Genomic DNA, 21351 nt, shown 5'->3' with positions numbered 1-21351 from the left:
TGATCCAAGGAGGCTTCTGTTCATGACGGACACGATTTTGGCGATTACGCTGGTGTGGATCTTTGTGGTGATTTACGCAGTAGCCGCATCCTTTGACTTCGGCGCCGGCTTCTGGTCGATGGTTTATGTAAACCGCATAGATACAAAGGCGACAAGCATCGCCAACCGTTACCTGTCCCCGTCATGGGAGGTTGTCAACGTATTTATCGTGCTGATCGTCGTCGGGCTGGTCACGTTTTTTCCCGGAGCCACCTACACGCTCGGCACCGTGCTGCTCATCCCCGGAAGCCTCATCCTCCTGCTGATTTTGATCCGCAGCGCCTTTATGGTTTTCTCCCATCTCGTCCGCAAATACGATAAAACGCTCGCCTTCTTTTCCGGAATCAGCGGCCTTTTCATCCCGGCTCTGCTGATCCTGGTCCTGCCGCTGACGCAGGGCGGATTTATTCAAACGATCGATGGGGTGGAAAGACTGGACTGGGGAGCGCTGCTGACGAGTCCGCATGTATACGCCTATGTAGGACTGGCTGTGAGCAGCACCCTCTTTCTCTCCTCGCTGCTGCTCGCGGACTACTCCCGCGTAGCCAACGCACAGCAAGCCTTTCGCGTCTACCGTCGCGACGCCATTCTCATCGGTCCCCTCACCTTGCTTGCCGCCGTTTTGACAGTCGTCACGATGAAAACGGAGGCGAGCTGGCTCTATGAGAGGCTGCTTGCCTATCTCCCGTGGCTGATTGCTTCCGTCGCGTGGTTTTTGGTCGGTTATATCGCTCTGTTGATCCCGCCGGAGCAAAAACGGCTTGCCTATGCGCCGCGACTTGCCGTTGTCGGCGTCATTATTCAATATCTCTTGGCAAGCTACGCCTACGGAGCCGCCCGTCTGCCCTATATCGTGTACCCTACCGTTACGATCGAATCCGGTTTTACTCACCCCAACACGTTCCGGGCTTTGTTCGTGAGCTATCTGGTCGGCTTCGCCATCCTCATCCCCGGGTTTGTTTTCTTCTGGCGGATGTTTATGAAAGATGAACAGTATATTCAGCAAAAATAACCTGCGTGGGGTCTGCTCCGTCTTTTCTGGCATAAAAAAAGCCTCCCCCCGATTAACGGGAGGAAGCTGTCTCTTTTGCAAGCATGCTGCCTTCCTGGGCATATTGCGTATGCCAGGAAAAGGCTTTTTCGAGTACATGCGGTGTATGGCCGCCGCGGGTCAGCGCTTCCTCGAAATAATCGCGGAGCTGATCCCGGTACAGCGGATGCGCACAGTTTTCAATGATCAGGCGGGCTCTCTCGCGGGGAGCCAGTCCGCGCAGATCAGCCAGCCCTTGCTCGGTCACGATGATGTCTACGTCGTGCTCGGTGTGGTCCACATGGGATACAAACGGAACGATACTGGAGATGTGTCCGTTTTTGGCAATCGACTTGGTGACAAAGATGGCGAGGCGGGCATTCCGGGCAAAATCGCCCGATCCGCCGATGCCGTTCATCATGCGTGTGCCGGATACGTTGGTCGAATTGACGTTGCCGTAGATATCCACTTCCAGAGCCGTGTTGATGGAGATCAAGCCCATGCGGCGAATCAGTTCGGGATGGTTGGTGATCTCCTGCGGCCGAAGCAGCAGCTTGTCGCGATACTGGTCCAGGTTTTCCATGACGTGCTTCATTTTTTCAGCCGTCAGCGTGATGGAGCAGCCCGAGGCAAAAGCGATCTTGCCCGCATCCAGAAGGTCGAATACAGCGTCTTGCAGCACTTCCGAAAACACCGTCAAGTCGGAAAACTCGGAATCCAAAAATCCGTTGAACACCGCGTTTGCAACCGTTCCGATCCCCGATTGAAGCGGAGCGAGATTGCGCGGCAAGCGGCCCTTTTCCACCTCTTCGCGCAAAAAGCGGATCAGGTGGCCTGCCATGACCGCCGTCTCCTCATCCGGTTCGACGATGGTAGACGGAGAATCCATTTGATTGGTGATAACGATTCCTTTTACCTTCGCCGGATCTACCGGTATGCCGATTTGGCCGATGCGCTGGTCTACCTTGGTCAGCGGGATTGGCTCGCGCTCGCCCTGTTTTCCCGGCGTATACACGTCGTGCAAGCCTTCCAAAGCGGCAGATTGCACCATGTTCAATTCAATGATGACATGCTTGGCGTACTCGACAAATATATTGGAGTTCCCGACCGACGTGGCGGGAATGATGTATCCGTCTTCGGTTACTGCAACCGCTTCCACAATGGCGTAATCAATCGGATCCAGCACGCCGGAACGAATCCATTCGGCAGTGTGGGATAAATGCTGATCGATAAACATCATTTCGCCGCTGTTGATTTTTTTGCGCATGACCGGATCTGCTTGAAACGGCAGCCGCTTGCGAACAATGCCTGCCTCGGCCATAACGGCGTCTACATCGGAACCGAGCGATGCCCCTGTATATACATTGACGGAAAACGGTTTTCCTTCCCGCTTTGCCCGTTCGGCCAGCGCGACCGGAACTACCTTGGCATCTCCCGCCCGGGTAAAGCCGCTCAAACCCAATGTCATGCCGTCTTCGATCCAGCTTGCTGCTTCTTCTGCTTGAACAATTTTATCGTGAAGGCGTTTATCGCGTAAGCGCTCCCATACCATGTATGACCACCTGCCACTTTCGATCTTGTTTTCTTTACAGTATCACACGGTCGCTGAGCGGGCACTCGATTTGGGTCGAAGCAGAAGAATTCGCGGTGAAACAGAAAATTTGGCAGTTAGTTGTTCGGCTGGTGAATGATAGATTCCGGAACTGGTTGTCATTACTCTCTGCTGTTTCATTTATTGCCTGTGGGTCGGACTTTAGTGGAGGAGATGAAAAAGCAGAAAACGCTCCAGTACGGTGGGACACTTGCTGCGGGTAACACTGTCCGGCTGCACTCCAAAAGCGGAACCGCGTCCAAAAGCAGCGGTTTCGGGGGAAGCTGTTCAGAGTTGGACGCTGAGAGCGTGTTCCGCTCTTTCCGTTCCGCCTGGGCGGTGTCCCAAAGACTTTCGCGTTTTCTGCTTTTTCATCTCTACAGCTTGTATTGTCTTTCATGCTTTCTTCAATCAGAGAAAAACAAACGTTTAAGAGATGAGTTTCAGTCCGATGGCAGCAGCTAGCACCATGGCCATGAACAGGATACGACGCCATTCTTTTGATTCACCGAAGAAAAGCATGCCAACTAAAGCGCCTCCCACAGTACCAATCCCCGTCCATATCGCGTAAGCCGTACCCATAGGAAGACTTCTCATTGAAAAAGTCAAACAAATGAAGCTAAAAATAATCCCCCCGGCAACAGCAGATAAGCCTTTGAAGTGATTATAAATAGACAGTTTTTTAATCCCCACTTCTGCAGCGATATCAGCGAGAGAGGCACCCTCAACCTGAATGTAAAAAAGCAAGCCGATGACCGGCTTGCCGTTTAAAATCCCAATATTTGTCGAAATGAACTCGCATACGACTGGCTGACAGGCACGCGGGTGCGCTGCTTGTCTTTCATCTCTAATAGAAAGGTTGAATGGAAGTGAGGGTGGATATAACCGATCGCCTCCAGATTGACCAGAAAAGAGCGGTGGCAGCGAATAAAGCTGGCGGGTGACAGCATTTGCTCCAGCTCTGACAGGCTGTAGCGGTTTGCATACGAATCCGTCGCTGTATGCAGCAATGTCTTCCCTTCCTGGGAGCGGATGTACATGATATCGGATATCGGAATGGGCAGCCAGCCATCCTCTCCTTTGCCGATCAGCACTTTCGGCTGCGGCATGAACTGCTTGGGGTAGATCGCTGTAATGCATCCTTCTACGCGGCCGCTACGCAGCAACGGAAGGGAAACCCCGTAGTACGGGATGCCAAAAACACCGCTTTCCACATACTCCGATACTTTTTGCCTGGCCGTCAACGCTCTGTACGTCGCTGACCCTTCTCGCACCTGATCTCCCGGTTTGATTTTCAGATCAATGCTTGCGCTCGGCTGATAGTAGATATAGCGTCCGCCTTCCGAAATCGCAACAGAAACGCCGTCCGGTATTACCTCTCCGATCATTTGCAGTACTTCGGGCACCAATGTTTTCTCCATAGATCATCCCTCTGTATCCTGTTTCTCATCTCTATTAAACCACAATTTTACCCGCTGTGAGCACGAGACACGGAAATGACACAGCTGCATTCTGTTGGAAAATCAGACACAAAAAACTGGCATCGCACGAGGCAATGCCAGCAAACGATTCGATGTTTTCCCAAGCAAAGAAGCGAGCAGTTTTTCGCGTGCTAAACCATCAGGAAGATTTCCGCTTCGGCTCAGACGCATCGTGGTATTTGTATTCCTTTTCCCAGAAATCCGCATCCTTGATTCCCAGCTTTACCGGATCGAACACAGGGTCTTTTCCTTGTTTTTTCTGATCCTCGTAATCCTTCAGCACCTTCAGCGCCGGCTTCGTCAAAAGAAGTATGGCGATGACGTTCAGCCAGGCCATGCTTCCTACCCCGATGTCGCCAAGCGTCCAGGCAAGACTGGCCGATTTCACGCTTCCGTAGAAAACGACGCCGAGAATCACGATCTTCAATGCGTAATCCGACCAGATTCGTTTCACCGTGCGGTTCAAGTAGGCCAGATTGGTCTCGGCCATGTAGTAATAAGCCATAATCGTTGTAAATGCGAAGAACAACAGGGCGATCGCGACGAACGGAGCCCCAAATCCGGGCAGCACCGATTCGACAGCCTGTTGGGTGTAAACCGGCCCCGGCTCCACATCGCCCAGGTTGTTTACAATCGCGGGAGCACCTTCAGGCGTTACGTTGTACATCCCGGTAAAAAGAATCATGAAAGCGGTTGCAGTACAGACGAAAAGGGTATCGACATAAACGGAAAAAGCCTGAACAAGCCCTTGCTTCGCCGGGTGCGACACTTCCGCCGCAGCCGCTGCGTGAGGAGCCGTTCCCTGTCCGGCTTCGTTGGAGTAGATTCCGCGTTTTACCCCCCAGGCGATAGCAGAACCGATGATGCCGCCGAAGGCCGCGTCCGCTCCGAAAGCGCTTGAAAAAATCAAAGACAGAACAGCTGGCAATTGAGAAATATTGAGAATGACAATGATTAAGGCAACCAAAATATACCCGAGAGCCATGAAAGGCACTACGATCTGGGCAACGTTTGCAATCCGTTTCACACCGCCAAAAATGATGAAGGCAAGCACAGCAACGAGGAAAATGCCTGTAATTGCCGGATGAATCCCGAAAGCGTTTTCCATCCCTGCGGCAATGCTGTTCGCCTGAACGCCAGGCAAAAGCATGCCTGTAGCAAAAACCGTCACGATGGCAAACAACACTGCGTACCACTTCAGCTTGAGACCCTTTTCAATGTAGTAAGCAGGACCGCCTCGGAATTGTCCGTCTTGCTTTGTCTTGTACACTTGGCCGAGCGTCGCTTCGACAAAGCCTGATCCGGCCCCGAGGAAGGCGATCAGCCACATCCAGAAGACAGCCCCTGGACCCCCGTAAGCGATAGCGGTTGCAACACCGGCGATATTACCCGTACCGACACGTCCGGACAAGGCCATGGACAAAGCCTGGAAGGAAGAAACCCCTGCCTCTGAGCTTTTTCCATCGAACATTAATTTGACCATGTCCTTGATGTGCCTGACCTGCATGAAGCGGGTTGCAAGCGAGTAAAACAAGCCGGCTCCCAGGCAAAGATAAATCAATCCCTGGCTCCAAATAATGCCGTTTAACCAGTTAACGAACGCCTCCAAAAAATGACCCCCTCTTCCTAATCATTATATGATCTTGTTTAATTATAAAATATTGACTATATTCAAACAACTGAAAATGTTTTCACTCGACAAAAAAGGGGGAATCTTTTGTTCCGAAGAAACAAAGAACCATCTCTATTCCTGTTCCGTCTTTTTTTAGCTGCAGCCAGGTTTTCGCTTGCCCGAGTTCCCCGATTTTGGCCCACAAGCACCAGCTTGGTTCTGTCACCAAAAAAAGTCCTGACAGTAGCAACTCAAGGTTACTACTGCCAAGACTTTTCCAATTTCATTTGCGTTCCGGTACATTTTTTCTAGTGCCCAGACGGCAAGGCGAGTCCGATCCGCTCAATCAGCTTTTGGCTTTCTTCATTCAGTCCTTCGAGCACAATCTCTTTGCCGGCCTGCCGATAAGCAGCTACTACCTTGGAAATGGCCGTTACCGCCGATTGATCCCACACATGAGAATGGCGGAAGTCCACTACCACCCGCTCAGGGTCGGACTGGACATCGAACTGTTCGACAAAATGACTCATCGTTCCAAAAAACATCTGTCCGGAGACGGTGTATACCTTCACACCGTTTTTATCGTACAGGACATTTGTCTTCAAGCGAGCCATCTTCCAGCCAAATACGAGAGCGCTAATGACCACTCCGGCGATAACGCCTTTGGACAGATCGTGCGTAGCGACCACAATCGCTACGGTGACAATCATCACGACTGCGTCGCTGAAAGGCACGCGGCGCAAATTGACGAGAGACTTCCAGTCAAACGTGCTGATGGAGACCATTATCATGACGCCAACGAGCGCTCCCATAGGGATCTGCTTGACGACGTCGCCCAGCACCATGATCAAAAACAGCAGGAACAGTCCAGCCACCAGTGTAGACAGTCTTCCGCGGCCTCCCGATTTCACATTGATCACCGATTGGCCGATCATCGCGCATCCGGCCATTCCGCCAAAAAATCCGGTCACGATATTGGCGATGCCCTGGCCCTTTACTTCCCGGTTCTTGTCGCTTTTCGTCTCCGTCATCTCATCGATGATGGTCGCTGTCAAAAGCGATTCCAAAATCCCGACGAGAGCAAGTGCAAAGGAATACGGGAAGATGATCGTCAAGGTCTCCCAGCTAAACGGGACATCTGCAACATGAAATACCGGCAGGGTCCGCGTTATTTCCCCCATGTCACCTACTGTCCGCACATCCAGACCTGCCCAGATGGCCAGAACCGTCATCACGATGATCGCGATCAATGGAGCCGGCACCGTTTTCGTGACGAGAGGCAGCAAATAAATAATGGCCAATGTTCCCGCGACCATTGCGTACATGATCCAAGATTCGCCGACAAAATGAGGAAGCTGCGCCATAAATATCAGGATCGCCAGCGCATTGACGAAGCCGATCATGACAGAGTGCGGCACGAAGGTAATAAACCGGCCGATCCTGAACACGCCCATGATGAACTGGAGAACCCCTGTCAGCACAGTCGCGGCAAACAGGTACTCGATGCCATGGTCCTTGACCAGCGTCACCATCAGCAGCGCCATTGCGCCTGTCGCAGCGGAGATCATCCCTGGACGCCCACCCGTAAATGCGATCACACAGGCGATGCAAAACGACGCATACAAACCCACCATCGGATCGACTCCGGCGATGATCGAAAAGGCGATCGCTTCAGGAATCAAAGCGAGAGCTACCGTCACTCCCGCGAGCACATCACCCCGCAGGTTGCATAGCCAAGTCTTTTTCAGTTGTGAAGTAATCAATGCATGACCTCTTTTCTGCTAAATTTTCCGAGTCTCGTTCAAGCTTTTGATTTTGCCGAAAAACACATTGACTTTCTCCTCGCAAGAAAGTCGGGGCCGTTGAATACGAAAACATATTATAAAGGATATAGGCAAAGTTTGACCATGTTAAATTATGGCAGGAGCTGTTGTATTCTGCTTCTGTTCGCAGAAAATAAAGTTTTAGACTGTATCCGTTGATTTGCTCCCAAATAAAACAGCGGAAGCCACGGACCAGAAAACAAAGTCCCAGACTCCCGCAGCTTTATTAAAGCTATCGATCCCGTTGGTTGGATACTTCTTACGTCACTCCTTGGCTCTTTATAGACACATCTTTTTCCAATGTTAATTCGTGAAATGATTTCACGCGTAGCTGTAAAAATGGGGTGAACCATAATGTACAAGCCGAAGCTAACAATCCAATGCCACCCGCAAATAAAGCGAACCGTAAACCCATTGCTCCCCCGATCATCCCTCCCATTAACGAACCAAGAGGTAAAGAACCCCACGAGATAAATCGAAATGTAGCGTTCACGCGACCTTGCAGGGCATCGGGTACAATTACTTGACGTAAACTGATGGTACTAATGCTAAACATTGAGACCCCCATTCCGAAAAGAAGCTGTCCGAGCATCATAATCAACGCAATACTTAATTCTGATCCTACTGCTAATGGAGCAAGCAAACCGCCACTTGCTGCGATCGTAGCGGAACCCACAATTGTCGGACCTACTCCAAAACGATGTACAGCCCTTTGGGCAAGCAGAGAGCCAAATAGGTACCCTACTCCTAGCGTTCCATAAATGATGCCGAGAATGCTCGCACTGATTTTGAGTTCCTGCGATGCATATAGAACATAAACACTAAAAATAACATTCCAGGAAAGGTTAAAGACTGTTGAGCAGCGCACCACTCCCCACAGCAACGGTTTTGTGTAAACCGTATGCAGCCCTTCTTTCATTTCCAGCCACATGTTTTTTGGTTTTTTCGCATCTGTCACGACTTTCTCCAACTTGCGAATCCGGGCTATGTACACAGCGGATACAAAAAAGAATACCGACGTGAACAATATTGCAAAAGGAGCGGTGATTACCTGTTCCAATCCACCTGATAAACCCGGCCCAGCAATTTGTGCTGCAGATTTACTTGTCTCTAGTTTGCTATTTCCATCAACAAGCTGCTCCTTGCTCACGACGGAAGGCAAAAAGGATGTATAGGCAACATCAAAAAAGACAGTACAGATACCCACTATGAAGGCTACCAAATATAGAACTGTCATATTCAGGAATCCAATCAAGGCTGTCAGCGGCACAATGAGCAGTAATGCACCCCTGAAAAAGTTAGCGGCGACAAGAATGGGTCGCCGGGGAAATCTGTCTATCCATACACCAGCGAGCAAACCGAAAATGATAAATGGCGCATACTCGGCAAAACCAAGCAACCCCATTTGCATGGGACTGGCCCCTAAATAGAGAGCTGCCACTAATGGCATTCCTAATAATGCTACCTGAGTCCCAAACTGTGATGCAGTTTGCCCAATCCAGAGCCTGCGAAAATCTGTGTTCGTTAACAATCCTTCTGCCTTGTTACTCATGCTCGTTCCCCCATTTTCGTCACAACTCATTGCCATTCAAATTTGCATTTTTAGTATAGGGGAACTTACGTTTCAAGATCTTGCGCTTTCATTATCACAAAATGTTGGATGATTCATTTTGTTATGAAGGCCTTTGTCTGCACTTTTCGTTTATAATGCCATACCATTTACTCCTCGGTTCCGCCAGTTTCTTTCCGAGTCTGCAACATTATTTTCTTCGAACAGCTCCGACAATCTCCTGTACCCTGCTTGCGACTCTTATGAATAACGGCAAAAAGCCCGTCCCTTGCATAACCGGTACGGGCTGATTCAACCTGTATCATCTCACGTTATTTTCTGCCTACCTTTTTCAACACGGCTTCCCTTTCGTTTTCATGCAGCAATTGATTGGCCATCGGAATTAACATCAGATTTTCTTTGCTCAGGTGGTCCAAAACGAGCTGCCACGCCTCACGCATCAAGGCAATCAGCCGGTGGCTGCTCTGTTTGGTCTTTTGACAGCATTCCGTTTCAGATTGAAGCTGCAGAAGGGTGGCGCGAATCCGTTCGTGCTCCTTTTTCATTGCAGAGACCGGGTGAACAAGGGTAAGGTTCGCTTGTGTGATCAGAGGAAACAAAATCTCTTCCTCTTCCGTAAAGTGGTGGAGCATATTTTGCACCAGGTCGGCTGTAAGGGCCACAATCTGCTCTTCCTTCTCCGCATCCCAATTGGAACCGGAGTATAGGAGTTTTTTCAGTGTTTCTAGCTGCTGCAACAAATGGTCGTGTTCCCCGCGAAAATATCGCAGCAATGTCGCACATTCCCCCCTTTCCACAACATTCATGATAGACCCCGTTCCTCGCCTCCATAGTGAGGATCGTCACAATCTGCTCAAAAATACATGATTTTTCTTGAAATGTGACTGTAGTCACTGCATTTCCACAGCTCCATCCGATAGAATGGTTTGGACTACTCAACAAGTATCGACGTCTGCTCGTATGAAATGGGGGAGCGCGATTGGCTAAAAGCCTTACCTTTGTCCAGCAGATCTCGCCTGACTTCCTGGCGAGGCTGTATACTCTCGCCACGGAGAGAAATTTCCCGGCCGGAGCCGTTCTCTACATGGATGGCGACCCTGCTGAATACCTTTATCTCATCTCGTCCGGGCAAGTAAAGCTGACGAAGACCACGGTTGATGGAAAAGAGCTTACCCTGCAAGTATTCGGTTCAGGCGAGCTCGTCGGGTTGGCCGGCTTGTTTGAAGCAGAGCTGGTCCACACTGCCAGCGCGGCCATACTGGAAGACGGAGCGGTCCGAGTGATCCCGCGCGCTGGCCTGGAACAGATTCTGATAAAAAACGGGGAGTATTGCGTAGACTTCATGCGTTGGATGGGAATCATGAACCGGCGCATGCAATCAAAATTCCGCGACCTGTTGTTGAACGGAAAAGTCGGCGCCTTGTATTCCACGTTGATTCGCATGTGCAATACTTACGGAGAAGAGCGGTCCGAGGGCATTTATATCAATCTTTCTTTGACCAACCGTGACCTTGCTCATTTTATCGGCTTGACCAGAGAAAGCGTAAACCGGATGCTGTCAGACCTGAAGAAGCAGCAAGTGATTGATTTGCTGCCGCATGGACATATCCTGATCAAGGATCTGACCTATCTGAAGGAAACGATTTGCTGTGACGATTGCCCGCCGGAAATTTGCCAAATATAGCTGCAAGCAAAAAGCACCCTGCCGTCTCCATTGGCAGGGTGTTCGATTGCCTGGCAAGCCGCTGTCTGTCTCTTGCGACTCTCTACTGACGCACTTTTCGGCTCAGTTCTGACCTATTCTAACTCAGTTCTGACTCACTAAACTGACTCACTTCTGACTCTTTTTCCTACTCCCGCCCCCGCTCTCGCCGATAAATCATATATGCAAGCGGAAACAGCAGAAGATTGACAACTGAAAGCATAACGCTCACTTCATATCGCTCGGCGAAGTACATATTCACCGTATACTGTGTACAAATGATGCTACCCAAAAGCACCAAAGCCAGCAGGATGATGCCTCTGACATTATGTTTCATACGGTTTCACCCCGATTGCGTAAATACTTCCCCCTTCGATCTCCAGCTCTATTTCGGGCAGCGCCCTTCTCGGCGGCCCGGCTAACGGCTCGCCGGTCATGACGTCAAATTTGCCGTGGTGGCACGGGCAAAGCAGCTCGTTTTTTTCTGTACTCCAGAAAACCGGACATTTTAAATGAGTGCAGGCATTTTGATAGGCCCTCCACTCGTCCTCTCCTACCCGTACAAGCAATGCCCCTTCGTGGTCGCTTGGATAGAAGAATTCCACTGCCTCCCCTGTTTTCACAGCTTCCGCTTCGACGATCTTTTTCCGGGGGTATTTCCCGCTTCCCGGCGCCAGCAATTGTTTGGCAGCCAGCGTCCCCCAAGGCAATGTGGAGACTGCGAACAATCCGACACCGCCCAGCACCGTTTTCATAAAAGCCCTGCGGTCCAGCGAACGTTCATTCGACCGATGGATATTGTGCGTATAATTGTCGTCCCGCTCCGGCACGTTCCTTCTTTTGTCGTCACTCATCCTGTCCTTCCCCCTTTTCAAAGCAATCGTTCCGTTCGGCTCTGTTGCCTGGCAGCCGCCGCACTCAAGGACTTCAAGCAGCGCTTGTCGTCTTGTCGCCTATACCGCGAACCGCACCATGCGGCTAAAAGAGCTTCTCCCTTCCCTGCAGAATGCCTGGCAAGCTGATCCTCACGTTTGTTTCGCCCTCAAGCGGATTGAACGGCTGGCTTGCAACCCATTTGCCGTTGGACAGGAGGTGCTGCTCCTGTTTCCGTGCGAGCTCCGCTTCGTCGATCCACTGCAGGGTGTTGGTCGGGCAGACAGATGCGCACATGGGCGGAATGCCGTCCTTTGTACGGTCGTAGCAAAGATCGCATTTGTACATCAGGTTTTGCTCCTGATCAAATTTCGGGATACCGTAGGGGCAGGCGATCGTACAATTCTGGCAGCCGATGCACTTTTCGACCAGCGCCGAGAGGACAGCGCCGTTGTCGGCGATCTGGATTGCCTGCGCCGGACAGCTGCGGGCACAAGCCGGATTGACGCAATGCAGGCACATCAGCGGGATCGTTTGCCGCGTGTGAAAAGGATCGACGTCCATTACGTAGTTGCGGTTGCGATTGTCATGACCTCCGCACTGCGTGCAGGCAGCCAGACAGCTTCGACAGCCAATGCAGTTGTCCATTTCAATGTAGAGCACTTGCTTACCCATGGCGGCGCTCCTCCCTCCCCAGCTTGATGAGTTGTGCGGCGCATGCCTTGAACTCTGGCATCTTGCTGTACGGATCAAGCGCTGGATTGGTCAATAGGTTGATCGATTCATGCTTGCCCCAGTGATAAGGGACAAAGACCGTATCCGGTCGGATTGCCGCGATGACTTTCACTTTGTAGGGAGCTTCTCCCCGCCGGGTTTTCAGCAAAACCGTCTCTCCGTTTTGGAGGCCGTAGCGTTCAGCGGTCTCGGGGTGAATTTCCAGCAGCGGGTCCGGGTACATGGCATGCAAAAACGGAATGCGACGCGTCTGGTTTCCCGACAAGTAATGGTACACGACACGGCCAGTCGTCAGGCGAAGCGGATAGTCCTCATCCGGCTCCTCGGCGGGGGGACGGTACGGCAGGGCGCATATCTTCGCCTTTCCGTCCGGATGGTAGAACTTTTTGTCCAAAAACAGATGGGGCATCCCTTGGTCTTCCTCGGAGACACACGGCCAAAAGACCCCGTTGTTTTTCTCGATTTTCTCATAGGTGACGCCGGAGTAGTCGGCCACCCCACCCTTGGAGACGCGACGCAGCTCGTCGAAAATATCCCGCGGGTCCTTCAGATGTTCAAAATACTGCCCCCGCCCCATTCGTTTGGCGATCTCGATCTGGATCCACCAGTCCGGCTTTGACTCGGCGTACCACTCCTGGGCCTTTACGTGGCGGATGATGCGTCCCTCGAGATTGGTCGTCGTGCCGTCGTCTTCGGCCCATGTCGTCACAGGAAGCACCACATCGGCGTATTCAGCCGACTCGGATAAATAGAAGTCGCAGCAGACCATGAAGTCGAGGCTTTGCAGTGCGGCCCGGACGTGGTTCTGGTTGGGCGCGCTTACGGCCGGATTGGAGCAGAGCAGGTACAGCCCGCGAATCGTTTTGTCCAGCATCAGCCCGAACATTTCGTAGGCGGAAACTCCTTTTTGCGGCATCTCCTCCACGGGGATCCCCCAGGCGCAAGCCACTTCTTTTACGTGCTCCGGGTTGTCCATCTTGCGGTACCCGGGCAGTTGGTCCGCTTTTTGCCCGTGCTCGCGTCCGCCCTGGCCGTTTCCCTGTCCGGTAAACGTGGCCACGCCTGATTTCGGCCGGCCGATCTTTCCTGTCACGAGCGCCATGTTGGTGTAGGCCGATACGTTGTCCGTCCCCTTGGATTGCTGTTCGGCTCCTCGGCAGAACATGACGATCGCTTCCGGTGCCTTGCCGTAGATCTCGGCAGCCCGGATGATTTTCTCTGTGGCGATCCCGGTAATGCCGCTGACGTATTCCGGTGTGTAGGCTTCCAACAGCTCTTTTGTCTCCGCGAAGCCATTGGTGTGGTTGCGCACAAATTCCTCGTCTACGTAGCCGTTTTTGATCAGCAGATGGACGATTCCGTTTGCCAAGGCCAGATCGGTTCCGGGACGCAGATCGAGGTGGATGTCCGCCCGGCGGGCAAGCGGAGTCTCGCGCGGATCGGCGACGATCAGGTAGCCGCCCCGATTCTGCACCTCCCAGATGCGAAACATGCTGGTCGGATGGCATTCCGCTGCATTGGAGCCGGCGATAAACAGGCAGTCTGTCTGATGCAGGTCGGTCCAGGGAACGGTAGAGCCCCGGTCAATGCCCAGACTGCGGTTGAGGCCTGCTGCTGCCGACGACATGCAAAATCGCCCGTTGTAATCGACATAGCGGGTTTGCAGCGCGACCCTGGCGAATTTTCCTGTCAAATAGCACTTTTCATTTGTCATGGAAACGCCGGAGAAGACAGACAGGGTGTCTTTGCCGTATTTCCCCTGCATGTCCCGGAACCGGTCTGTGATCAGGCTGAGCGCTTCTTCCCACGAGACCTCCTCGAAGCCATCCGGCGTTCCTTTTAAAGCCGGATTCTTCCGCACAAGCGGACGTTTGATCCGATCCGGATGGTTTACCTGCTGGTAAGCCGTCACGCCTTTGGGGCACATTTTGCCGAGGTTGACCGGAAAGTCGTAGCGCGGCTCCACTCCGACGATCGTATTTGTATTCGTATCCACCCTCAGCTTCATCCCGCACTGCATTCCGCAGTAGCAGCAATGCGTGGACACCAGCTTTTCATGAGGATGCACGACATTTTGTATCTCTTTGAAAAATTTATCCGTTTGCATGCTGGTTCGCCTCCTTGGCGTCTATCTGGTGTGTCGGAATACCGGTAAACCGGAACATGCGGTACTTGCGTCGGCAGGGGAGGCACAGTTCGGCCAGATGGTACCCGTGCTCGGTCCGAAATGAAAGGTCGTTTTTCGCAAGCACCTCAACCACATCGGCAGACTGCTCGGCCGAAACGAAGCCTGTGCCGCATGCCTTGCACGCCTTCTGCTCCAGCGCACCGTAATGCTCCCGGTAGTTGCGGGCGAGAACGCTCATCGGACGGAACGGGATGTGCGCCAGTTTGCCAAACGGCAGGTAGATCAGCGTCACGATCACGGCAAACTGGTGAATGATCGTGAGCACCGGATGGCCAAACCCTCCGGCAAACATATTGACGCCGGTCAACGCAAGTCCGGTCACACTGACGAACAGCAGCATGTAAAGCGGCAGGAAGTCGTAAAAGAAGGTTTGCTCCGCCCGAGCCTGCATGTTCTTGAGGCGACGGTACAGAGCCATGCATACGCCGGCAATGACCATGAAGGCGGAAATATTCAGCGCATTGTAAAACAGGTAGGCGAGCAGACCGTCTGCTTTGATTTTCATCACGTCGATGCCCATCGCGACGACGTGGTAATAGCCGTTGTCTTCCATCGTGAAGTACATCCAGCCAAATACCAGCGGGAATGTGACAAGCGCTGAGAGGATGCAGCCCCACCCCACCAGGAAATGCTGTGTCCAGCGAAACCAGCCGCGATTCCAGATGAAGCGGTACGTGAGCAGATGCTCCGCCGACGTTTTGCTCGTACCGCGGCGAAACAGCAGCTTCAAGCCCTTTTTCAAGATCAGCTTGGTGGGCGGCCGCTCCGCCCAGGCGGAGAAACGGTACAGAAACCCGCCGATAAATACCAGCGTCCCGACGATGTAGCCGTACAGGGCCAGGTCGATATGCGTAAAGAATCGAGATCCCAGATAGCTCAACACAAACAGGATACAGACGATGACAAATGCCCTTTGAGCCAATGTGGAAGCAAACGCGTGATTCACGGGAAACCCTCCTTCTCTTTCGGGAAAGCGTTCGTTCTCTTGACGGCTTCATTCTATCAACCCGGCCTTTTGCCGGTTGTGATGTTTGTCACTTGCGTCGGCCCGGGACGGCCTCTTTTGTCGAATCCTGCTCGTTTTGTCATCACTTCTTCACAAACCGGTCGGCTCGTACTTGCAAGTCCGTACATGAAAAAAGACAGGCACATACGACCGCCTGTATGCGCCTGCCTGTATTTGTTTGTTTGTTTGTCTGTCACCGCTTTATCTTTCTTCCATGGAAGCTGTATCGTTCTTTCGCCCAGCTTTACACATCCTCTGTCCTCACCTTCTGTCCTCACCTGCCGCCTCTACCCGGAAGCCTTTTCTGCTCTTTGCTGCGTCACATCGCTAAACATCCCGGCATAGTATTTCACCTCACCGACGTCATTGCGGATCGCGCTGATCGTGAGCCATTCCAAAAACAGACCGTTGTCTTTTCGCTTGTTCCATATCTCCCCGGCCCAATATCCCTGCTCCTCAATCGCTTTCCACATCCTGTCGTAAAACGCCCGATCTTGTTTGCCGGACTTGAGTATGCTGGGGTTCTTGCCGATGACCTCCTCTTTTTTGTAACCGGTCACTTGTTCAAATGCAGGATTCACAAACGTAATCGTCCCTTTTTTATCCGTAACGACGATCGCCTCGACCGTGTTTTCCACGATGCTGAGGGCGAGCGTAAGCCGATCCTGGTAGTACATCCACATCACCATGATGAAGCAGCAGAGCGCCACCTGGGAAAGCGCCATGAAGCCGATCGCGTAATGTCCGGTCAGATTGAACAACAGGGTCAGCATCAGCGGCGGGAAAAAACCGCCCAAACCGCCCATGGCGGAGACAATTCCGTTTACAATTCCCGCTTGCTTGGAAAAATACATCGGCACCAGTTTAAAGACGGCTCCGTTTCCGATACCCGCGCAGGCCGCAATCACCAGACAGCCTACTGTATACAAATGGATCGACAGCGAGAAGGACAGCAGTATGCCCGCAGCGGTCATTCCGGCAAAGACGACCAGCAGCACCTTGAACGAATCCCAGCGGTCACCGAGCCACCCGCCTATCGGGCGGGCCAGCGTAGCGAGGACGATAAATCCTGCTGTGCGCAGCCCCGCATCCACTTTGTCCAGTTCAAAATGGGCGACCAAAAAGTTAGGCAAATAGACGGTAAAGGCCACAAACGAGCCGAACGTAACGAAGTAGAAGAGACTTAAAAACCAGAGTCTTTCGTTTTTGTAGACGCTTTTGATCTGCTCCTTCAAGGAAACGGTTACCCGCGGTTCCGCTTTATCGCCGAGCAAGAGATTCAGCGCCGCAAATCCGGCTAGCAGCACCATGTACAGTTGAACCGTTGCCGACCATCCCCAATAGCTTGCGATGACAGGCGCCCCGAAAGAGCTGATCGCTGTCCCGATATTGCCCATTCCGTATATCCCGTTGACGGAGCCCAGCTTTTCCTTTGGATAATACTTGGGAAGCGACGTCACCCCGACTGAAAAGACCGCTCCCGAGATGCCCAGAAACAGTCCTCCGATCATCAGGTCGGCTGCACTCGTAGCCTCGCTGATGTAATACACGGGGACCAACAGGATCAAAAAACTGATGGCAAACAGCAGCCTCGCCCCGTAACGGTTCGCCAGATAGCCGACCGGTATCCGCAAAAGGGAACCGAGCAAAACCGGAATGGCCGTAATCCAGGCGATTTGCCCCTGTTCGAGCGACAAGCTTTCTTTCATAAATGGCATCAATGATGATAGGATCACCCAGACCATAAACCCGACGACCAGACTGGCGGTCTGCAGCGGCAATTGTATTTTCTTTACCATGAGCACTCATCCTCCTTGAGGAAGTTACACCCTCATGGTAATTGAATTTGGAGCAGGAGATTGTGATAAATCTCACAGGTGCCCTCTCTTCGTTTATGAAGACAACAAAAAGGGGTGGCATAGGCCACCCCGTATATCAATGTGGGAGGGAAGTAGTTTGAAAGCACTCAGACGCGACTTGAACGTTATGTCGTACTAGATGTACAGCTTAGTTGCCGGAACCCGTTGAAGCAGCTGGGTCGGTTGTACCACCTTCAGTTTTGCTTGCATCAGCATCTCCGGACTGAGAATCAGCCGAACCTGTCGATGCATCGGAAGAACCTTTCGACGCATCCGTTGAATCGGTTGTGGAATCCGATCCAGTCGACGCATCAGAAGACCCCGGTGTGGAATCCGAAGCTCCCGTCGACGCGTCAGGAGTCGATTGATCTTGGGAAACAGAACTATCTGTAGACTGATCAGTTTCGGTTGTGGAGGAAGAGCCAGGGGTCGTTGCGCTTCCGTCTTGTTGTGTCGCTGGTTCCGGGTTGCTGGTCGGGCTGGAGCAAGCCACCAAGCTGCCGGACAGAAGAAGTGCGACTGCCGCTAAGGATATCCATCGTTTGTTCATGATTGAACTCCCCTTTCCTGTCTTTACTTTGTGACTTCTTTCGGCCACATGTATATCGTAGCTGGGAAAGATGATCATCCTGTGAGGAGAGTGGGAAAAAACCATGAACAAAATATGAAAAAACGATGACCTTCTCAAACTGTCAGACTGTCAGGAAACCGACCGTTCGCAGTTCAGTGCCGGCAGCCGGACGATAAACACGCTTCCCTTCCCCGGCTCGCTCTCCAGTGTTACCTGTCCGTCGTGCAGCTCAACCAATTCTTTGACGATCGCAAGTCCAAGCCCTGTCCCCTTGTTCTTTTTGGAACGGCCGCGGTCAACCTTGAAAAAGCGCTCCCAGATCCGCTCCTGATCGTCCGGCGAGATGCCGATCCCCGTATCGCTGACGGAGATTTCCACCCACTGTCCATTGCTTCGGGCCGAGAGGCGAATCGTCCCCTCATCGGTGAACTTGATCGCATTTTTCACGAGGTTTTTCAAAATTTGTGCGACCCTGTCTTTATCGGCGTACACCTTGGGAAGGCCCTTCGGCTGCTCTACGATGATCTCAATGCCCTTTTCCTCGGCTTCCGGGCTGAAGGAAAACGCCACCTTGTTCATCAGCGTTTCCACATCAACAGGGAATTTCGCCAGCGTTACTTCATTGTTCTCCAGTTTCATCAAGTCCATCAGATCATCGACCAGCCGACTGATGTGCAAGGTCTCCGAATACATGACCGCGTAGTATTTCTGACGGGATTCCTCTTCCTCGACCAGCCCGTCCTGCAGCGCCTCCAAAAAGCCTTGCATCGCCGTCAGCGGCGTCCGCAATTCATGCGAGACATTCGCAAGAAAATCGTTCCGAACTTGCTCCAGGTGCTGCCGCTCCTGTTCTACACGCTCCAATTTGCCGGCGAGCGTATTGATCGTCTGGGCCAGGTCGCCAATCTCGTCGGCAGTGTCTACCTGTACACGTTCGGAGTAGTTCCCCCGTCCGATCTCCGCTGTCGTCCGTTCGATATTTCTGAGCGGCCTGGAAATGGACCAGGACAAATACGAAACCATCGCCGTAGACAAGAGCACGCCAAACAAGGTCGCCCAGAGAATCGTTTCCCTCATCTGGGCAAAGGTCCGCTCCACTCCCTCAATCGGCGCATGCAGAATGATCCCCCCGTACACCTTTTCCCCTTTGCCCCAAGGGATAGATACGGATAGCATCGGATCTTCCAAGCCTTCCATCTTTAACTCCGTAACCGCATTCTTTCCTTTTAATACGGAATCGGCAATGGAGTGGGCAACCGCTTTTCCCGTAAATACCTCATCCTTCATAGAAGTCGCCACAATCTTGCCTTTTTGGTCAAACAGCCAGATGCGCATGTTAAAGGACTCATCGAGCGAGGCCAATTTTCCAAGCAGTGCCGGGTTGATTACATTGCTGTCTTGGATGGCGGCATTCACTCGCTTCGCCTGACGAAGCATCTCTTCTTTTTGGGCACCGTAAATGTACTCCTTTGCGAGAAAGGAGATCAGGATGCCGGAAAAGCCCAAGCCGATGAGGACCGTAGCCAGAAAGCTGAACAGCAGACGGCGGAAGATGCTTTTTGACATCCCCATCATGCTTCATCCACTCCGAATTTGTAGCCGATCCCCCACACGGTGTGTATGCATTCATAAGGAAGCACCTGGAGCCTTTGCCTGATTTTTTTGACGTGCACATCAATCGTACGGGCATCTCCGAAATAGTCAAAACCCCATATCTGTTCCAATAATTGCTCACGTGAAAACACGGTGCCCGGTGACTTCGCCATGTGCACCAGCAGGTCAAACTCCTTTGGACGAAAACTGATTTTCTCGTCTGCAGCCAGCACTTCCCGTTTTTCAATATCAATCATGAGCCGATCAAAGGTAAGTACCTTCGCCGTATCCTCTTCCTGCTTTTCTCTCGGCTGCGTCCGTCTCAAGATCGCCCGGATCCGGGCCACAAGCTCCCGGGGACTGAACGGTTTGGTTACATAATCATCGGCGCCCAGCTCGAGGCCAAGCACCCGGTCGAATTCTTCATCTTTGGCCGTCAGCATGATAATCGGAGTATCCCATTTCTTGCGGATTTCTCTGCACGCTTCAAAGCCATCCATATGGGGCATCATCACATCGAGAACGATGAGATCGGGAATCTCCTTTTCCACAAGCTCCAAGGCTTGCTTCCCGTCGTTTGCCACGACTAAATCAATTTGTTGTTTGGAAAAGAACAGACGGATAATTTCGCACACATTTGGATCGTCGTCCGCGACTAACACTTTCGTATTTATCATGGTCAACAACCTCCCTTCTGTGGACAGTGCCTGCCATCCGTAAGCAGAAAAGCATAAATTTTTATCATGGTAACATATAATAGCTTGCTTGTGGACCTGCATAAGTCATGCCGCCATAGTATGATTCTCCAGTACAGGATGGGGCTGGATTTTCTGGTACAATCCGATGCATTCCATTGCTTTCCGATACATTCCTTTGATTTCCGAGGCTTTTTTAAATACCGGCATCGGGTGATCCTTGCAAAAACAAAAGCGCTTTTTCTGATAGGCAGGCAAAAGTCCTTCATAGCTTTTATCCATCGAAAAAGGATGTGCCGATTCCGCAGCACATCCCGTACACCTTATTATTTCATGATGGTCAACAATTTGCAAACCCCATACTCAGCCTTCTCCCTGTCCCCCTCGGGAATTCGCTTCAACAGATCGAGCGCGGCGTAAGGCACTTTTAACGCATGCGGATCTTCGTATGTCTTCTCCCAATATTCCGGTGCAAGAACAGATGAAAACTCCGGTTCATGCACTTGGTCCCTTCGTACCTCCTCAGGCATTTGGCGATTGAGGTACATTTGTATGCGGTGGTTAATCATGCCTGCATCGACCAAGTCCTTATAGCCGAAGCGTTCCAGGTCGGTAAGTGCTTGCGCAAACGTAATGCTGTGCTCGGTTTCTCCGGCGAAATGGTACATGACGCCATCGATCTTTCTTCCTGCTGATACTGTATGAAGCTCTTCAAATGCACGCTGCGCCATATCGACAGTGTCTCGATAGGGGGGAACAAATGGCCGGACATCCGGTTCGGTTACTTCAAAGTAGTTATCGATGCCCCAATATCGGTTCTGTCTGTCCTGCGTAGTCAATTCCAATACATGGACCAGGCCGTCCACGATCTCGGCTGTAATGAGTTCCGGCCGTTGCCGTAACGCTTTGAGAGCGAGTACCCCCAGCGCCAATCCGTGTCCGGAGGTTCTCAGTCTTTCTGTATTTGTCTGAATGCCCGTTAC

Annotated in this window: 19 protein-coding genes (1 of these 19 cut by a window edge); 2 read left to right on the top strand and 17 right to left on the bottom strand. The window is 52.0% G+C overall.

Translation table 11 applies throughout. The features are described from left to right. Positions 1 to 22 precede the first annotated feature (22 nt). On the top strand, positions 23 to 1051 hold the full coding sequence (locus tag NSQ24_RS02970; protein ID WP_003389932.1) for a cytochrome d ubiquinol oxidase subunit II: 1029 nt from the start codon (positions 23 to 25) through the stop codon (positions 1049 to 1051). A gap of 52 nt (positions 1052 to 1103) precedes the next feature. Here the strand turns inward: NSQ24_RS02970 and NSQ24_RS02965 are convergent, their stop codons facing one another. The 7 genes from NSQ24_RS02965 to NSQ24_RS02935 form a co-directional block, all read right to left on the bottom strand. After that, the gene (locus NSQ24_RS02965; protein ID WP_003389933.1) at positions 1104 to 2621 is read right to left on the bottom strand and encodes an acetyl-CoA hydrolase/transferase family protein; all 1518 of its coding nucleotides are present in this window, start codon (positions 2619 to 2621) and stop codon (positions 1104 to 1106) included. 468 nt (positions 2622 to 3089) lie between these two features. Beyond that, complete coding sequence (locus NSQ24_RS02960; RefSeq protein ID WP_255320311.1) at positions 3090 to 3407, bottom strand: multidrug efflux SMR transporter; 318 nt, start codon at positions 3405 to 3407, stop codon at positions 3090 to 3092. 20 nt (positions 3408 to 3427) lie between these two features. Continuing rightward, positions 3428 to 4081, bottom strand: a complete 654-nt coding sequence (locus tag NSQ24_RS02955; RefSeq protein WP_024983303.1) for a LytTR family DNA-binding domain-containing protein — start codon at positions 4079 to 4081, stop codon at positions 3428 to 3430. Positions 4082 to 4280: 199 nt separating this feature from the next. Next, positions 4281 to 5750: an alanine/glycine:cation symporter family protein gene (locus NSQ24_RS02950; RefSeq protein ID WP_003389938.1), complete on the bottom strand. Its 1470-nt coding sequence runs from the start codon at positions 5748 to 5750 to the stop codon at positions 4281 to 4283. A gap of 311 nt (positions 5751 to 6061) precedes the next feature. Continuing rightward, positions 6062 to 7513, bottom strand: a complete 1452-nt coding sequence (locus NSQ24_RS02945) for a SulP family inorganic anion transporter (RefSeq protein ID WP_338463493.1) — start codon at positions 7511 to 7513, stop codon at positions 6062 to 6064. A gap of 322 nt (positions 7514 to 7835) precedes the next feature. Next, a complete protein-coding gene (locus tag NSQ24_RS02940; RefSeq protein WP_339167212.1) occupies positions 7836 to 9128 on the bottom strand; it encodes an MFS transporter in 1293 nt (430 codons plus the stop codon). Positions 9129 to 9457: 329 nt separating this feature from the next. Continuing rightward, positions 9458 to 9952 carry a hemerythrin domain-containing protein gene (locus NSQ24_RS02935; protein ID WP_003389942.1) on the bottom strand — a complete coding sequence of 165 codons (495 nt, stop codon included), beginning with the start codon at positions 9950 to 9952 and terminating at the stop codon, positions 9458 to 9460. Positions 9953 to 10125: 173 nt separating this feature from the next. Here NSQ24_RS02935 and NSQ24_RS02930 point away from each other — a divergent pair, with 173 nt between their 5' ends. Continuing rightward, on the top strand, positions 10126 to 10830 hold the full coding sequence (locus tag NSQ24_RS02930) for a Crp/Fnr family transcriptional regulator (protein WP_003389943.1): 705 nt from the start codon (positions 10126 to 10128) through the stop codon (positions 10828 to 10830). Positions 10831 to 10996: 166 nt separating this feature from the next. Here NSQ24_RS02930 and NSQ24_RS02925 read toward each other — a convergent pair whose 3' ends face one another. From NSQ24_RS02925 to NSQ24_RS02880, 10 genes are all read right to left on the bottom strand, one after another. Further along, on the bottom strand, positions 10997 to 11185 hold the full coding sequence (locus tag NSQ24_RS02925) for a hypothetical protein (protein WP_003389944.1): 189 nt from the start codon (positions 11183 to 11185) through the stop codon (positions 10997 to 10999). Then, positions 11175 to 11702 (bottom strand): Rieske 2Fe-2S domain-containing protein, encoded by a 528-nt coding sequence (locus tag NSQ24_RS02920; RefSeq protein WP_031932617.1) that lies wholly within the window; start codon positions 11700 to 11702, stop codon positions 11175 to 11177. Before NSQ24_RS02920 ends, NSQ24_RS02925 begins: the two co-directional genes overlap by 11 nt. A gap of 124 nt (positions 11703 to 11826) precedes the next feature. Further along, on the bottom strand, positions 11827 to 12396 hold the full coding sequence (locus tag NSQ24_RS02915; protein WP_003389947.1) for a 4Fe-4S dicluster domain-containing protein: 570 nt from the start codon (positions 12394 to 12396) through the stop codon (positions 11827 to 11829). Next, positions 12389 to 14563 carry a molybdopterin oxidoreductase family protein gene (locus NSQ24_RS02910; protein WP_003389948.1) on the bottom strand — a complete coding sequence of 725 codons (2175 nt, stop codon included), beginning with the start codon at positions 14561 to 14563 and terminating at the stop codon, positions 12389 to 12391. The genes NSQ24_RS02915 and NSQ24_RS02910 overlap by 8 nt, the downstream gene beginning before the upstream one ends. Then, positions 14550 to 15590, bottom strand: a complete 1041-nt coding sequence (locus tag NSQ24_RS02905; RefSeq protein ID WP_003389949.1) for a hypothetical protein — start codon at positions 15588 to 15590, stop codon at positions 14550 to 14552. The genes NSQ24_RS02910 and NSQ24_RS02905 overlap by 14 nt, the downstream gene beginning before the upstream one ends. A gap of 347 nt (positions 15591 to 15937) precedes the next feature. Further along, complete coding sequence (locus tag NSQ24_RS02900) at positions 15938 to 17449, bottom strand: nitrate/nitrite transporter (RefSeq protein ID WP_172920770.1); 1512 nt, start codon at positions 17447 to 17449, stop codon at positions 15938 to 15940. A gap of 195 nt (positions 17450 to 17644) precedes the next feature. Then, positions 17645 to 17821, bottom strand: a complete 177-nt coding sequence (locus NSQ24_RS02895; protein WP_155808001.1) for a hypothetical protein — start codon at positions 17819 to 17821, stop codon at positions 17645 to 17647. Between the two features lie 388 nt (positions 17822 to 18209). Continuing rightward, the gene (locus tag NSQ24_RS02890; protein WP_172920771.1) at positions 18210 to 19655 is read right to left on the bottom strand and encodes an ATP-binding protein; all 1446 of its coding nucleotides are present in this window, start codon (positions 19653 to 19655) and stop codon (positions 18210 to 18212) included. Next, positions 19652 to 20350 (bottom strand): response regulator transcription factor, encoded by a 699-nt coding sequence (locus tag NSQ24_RS02885; protein ID WP_003389952.1) that lies wholly within the window; start codon positions 20348 to 20350, stop codon positions 19652 to 19654. Before NSQ24_RS02885 ends, NSQ24_RS02890 begins: the two co-directional genes overlap by 4 nt. Before the next feature lie 344 nt (positions 20351 to 20694). Beyond that, a protein-coding gene (locus tag NSQ24_RS02880; protein ID WP_171506549.1) for a hypothetical protein crosses the window boundary here: on the bottom strand, positions 20695 to 21351 show its 3' portion. Its footprint extends 249 nt past the window's final position; 657 of the gene's 906 nt are visible here — the last part of the coding sequence; its start codon lies beyond the right edge, outside the window — the gene reads right to left on this strand; it ends in the stop codon at positions 20695 to 20697.

It is taken from the genome of Brevibacillus sp. FSL L8-0520 (genome assembly GCF_037963895.1).
Lineage (GTDB): Bacteria > Bacillota > Bacilli > Brevibacillales > Brevibacillaceae > Brevibacillus > Brevibacillus borstelensis.
The sequence above is the reverse complement of the archived record's forward strand: the minus strand, read 5'-3'. Positions and strand labels throughout refer to the sequence as shown.

Excerpts from the sequence above, each read along its gene's own strand:
- NSQ24_RS02935 (WP_003389942.1), bottom strand. The coding sequence starts at position 9,952 with ATGAATGTTGTGGAAAGGGGGGAATGTGCGACATTGCTGCGATATTTT.
- NSQ24_RS02925 (WP_003389944.1), bottom strand. The coding sequence starts at position 11,185 with ATGAAACATAATGTCAGAGGCATCATCCTGCTGGCTTTGGTGCTTTTG.
- NSQ24_RS02895 (WP_155808001.1), bottom strand. The coding sequence starts at position 17,821 with ATGCGTCGACTGGATCGGATTCCACAACCGATTCAACGGATGCGTCGA.
- NSQ24_RS02910 (WP_003389948.1), bottom strand. The coding sequence starts at position 14,563 with ATGCAAACGGATAAATTTTTCAAAGAGATACAAAATGTCGTGCATCCT.
- NSQ24_RS02965 (WP_003389933.1), bottom strand. The coding sequence starts at position 2,621 with ATGGTATGGGAGCGCTTACGCGATAAACGCCTTCACGATAAAATTGTT.
- NSQ24_RS02920 (WP_031932617.1), bottom strand. The coding sequence starts at position 11,702 with ATGAGTGACGACAAAAGAAGGAACGTGCCGGAGCGGGACGACAATTAT.
- NSQ24_RS02900 (WP_172920770.1), bottom strand. The coding sequence starts at position 17,449 with ATGGTAAAGAAAATACAATTGCCGCTGCAGACCGCCAGTCTGGTCGTC.
- NSQ24_RS02885 (WP_003389952.1), bottom strand. The coding sequence starts at position 20,350 with ATGATAAATACGAAAGTGTTAGTCGCGGACGACGATCCAAATGTGTGC.
- NSQ24_RS02955 (WP_024983303.1), bottom strand. The coding sequence starts at position 4,081 with ATGGAGAAAACATTGGTGCCCGAAGTACTGCAAATGATCGGAGAGGTA.
- NSQ24_RS02890 (WP_172920771.1), bottom strand. The coding sequence starts at position 19,655 with ATGATGGGGATGTCAAAAAGCATCTTCCGCCGTCTGCTGTTCAGCTTT.
- NSQ24_RS02970 (WP_003389932.1), top strand. The coding sequence starts at position 23 with ATGACGGACACGATTTTGGCGATTACGCTGGTGTGGATCTTTGTGGTG.
- NSQ24_RS02940 (WP_339167212.1), bottom strand. The coding sequence starts at position 9,128 with ATGAGTAACAAGGCAGAAGGATTGTTAACGAACACAGATTTTCGCAGG.
- NSQ24_RS02915 (WP_003389947.1), bottom strand. The coding sequence starts at position 12,396 with ATGGGTAAGCAAGTGCTCTACATTGAAATGGACAACTGCATTGGCTGT.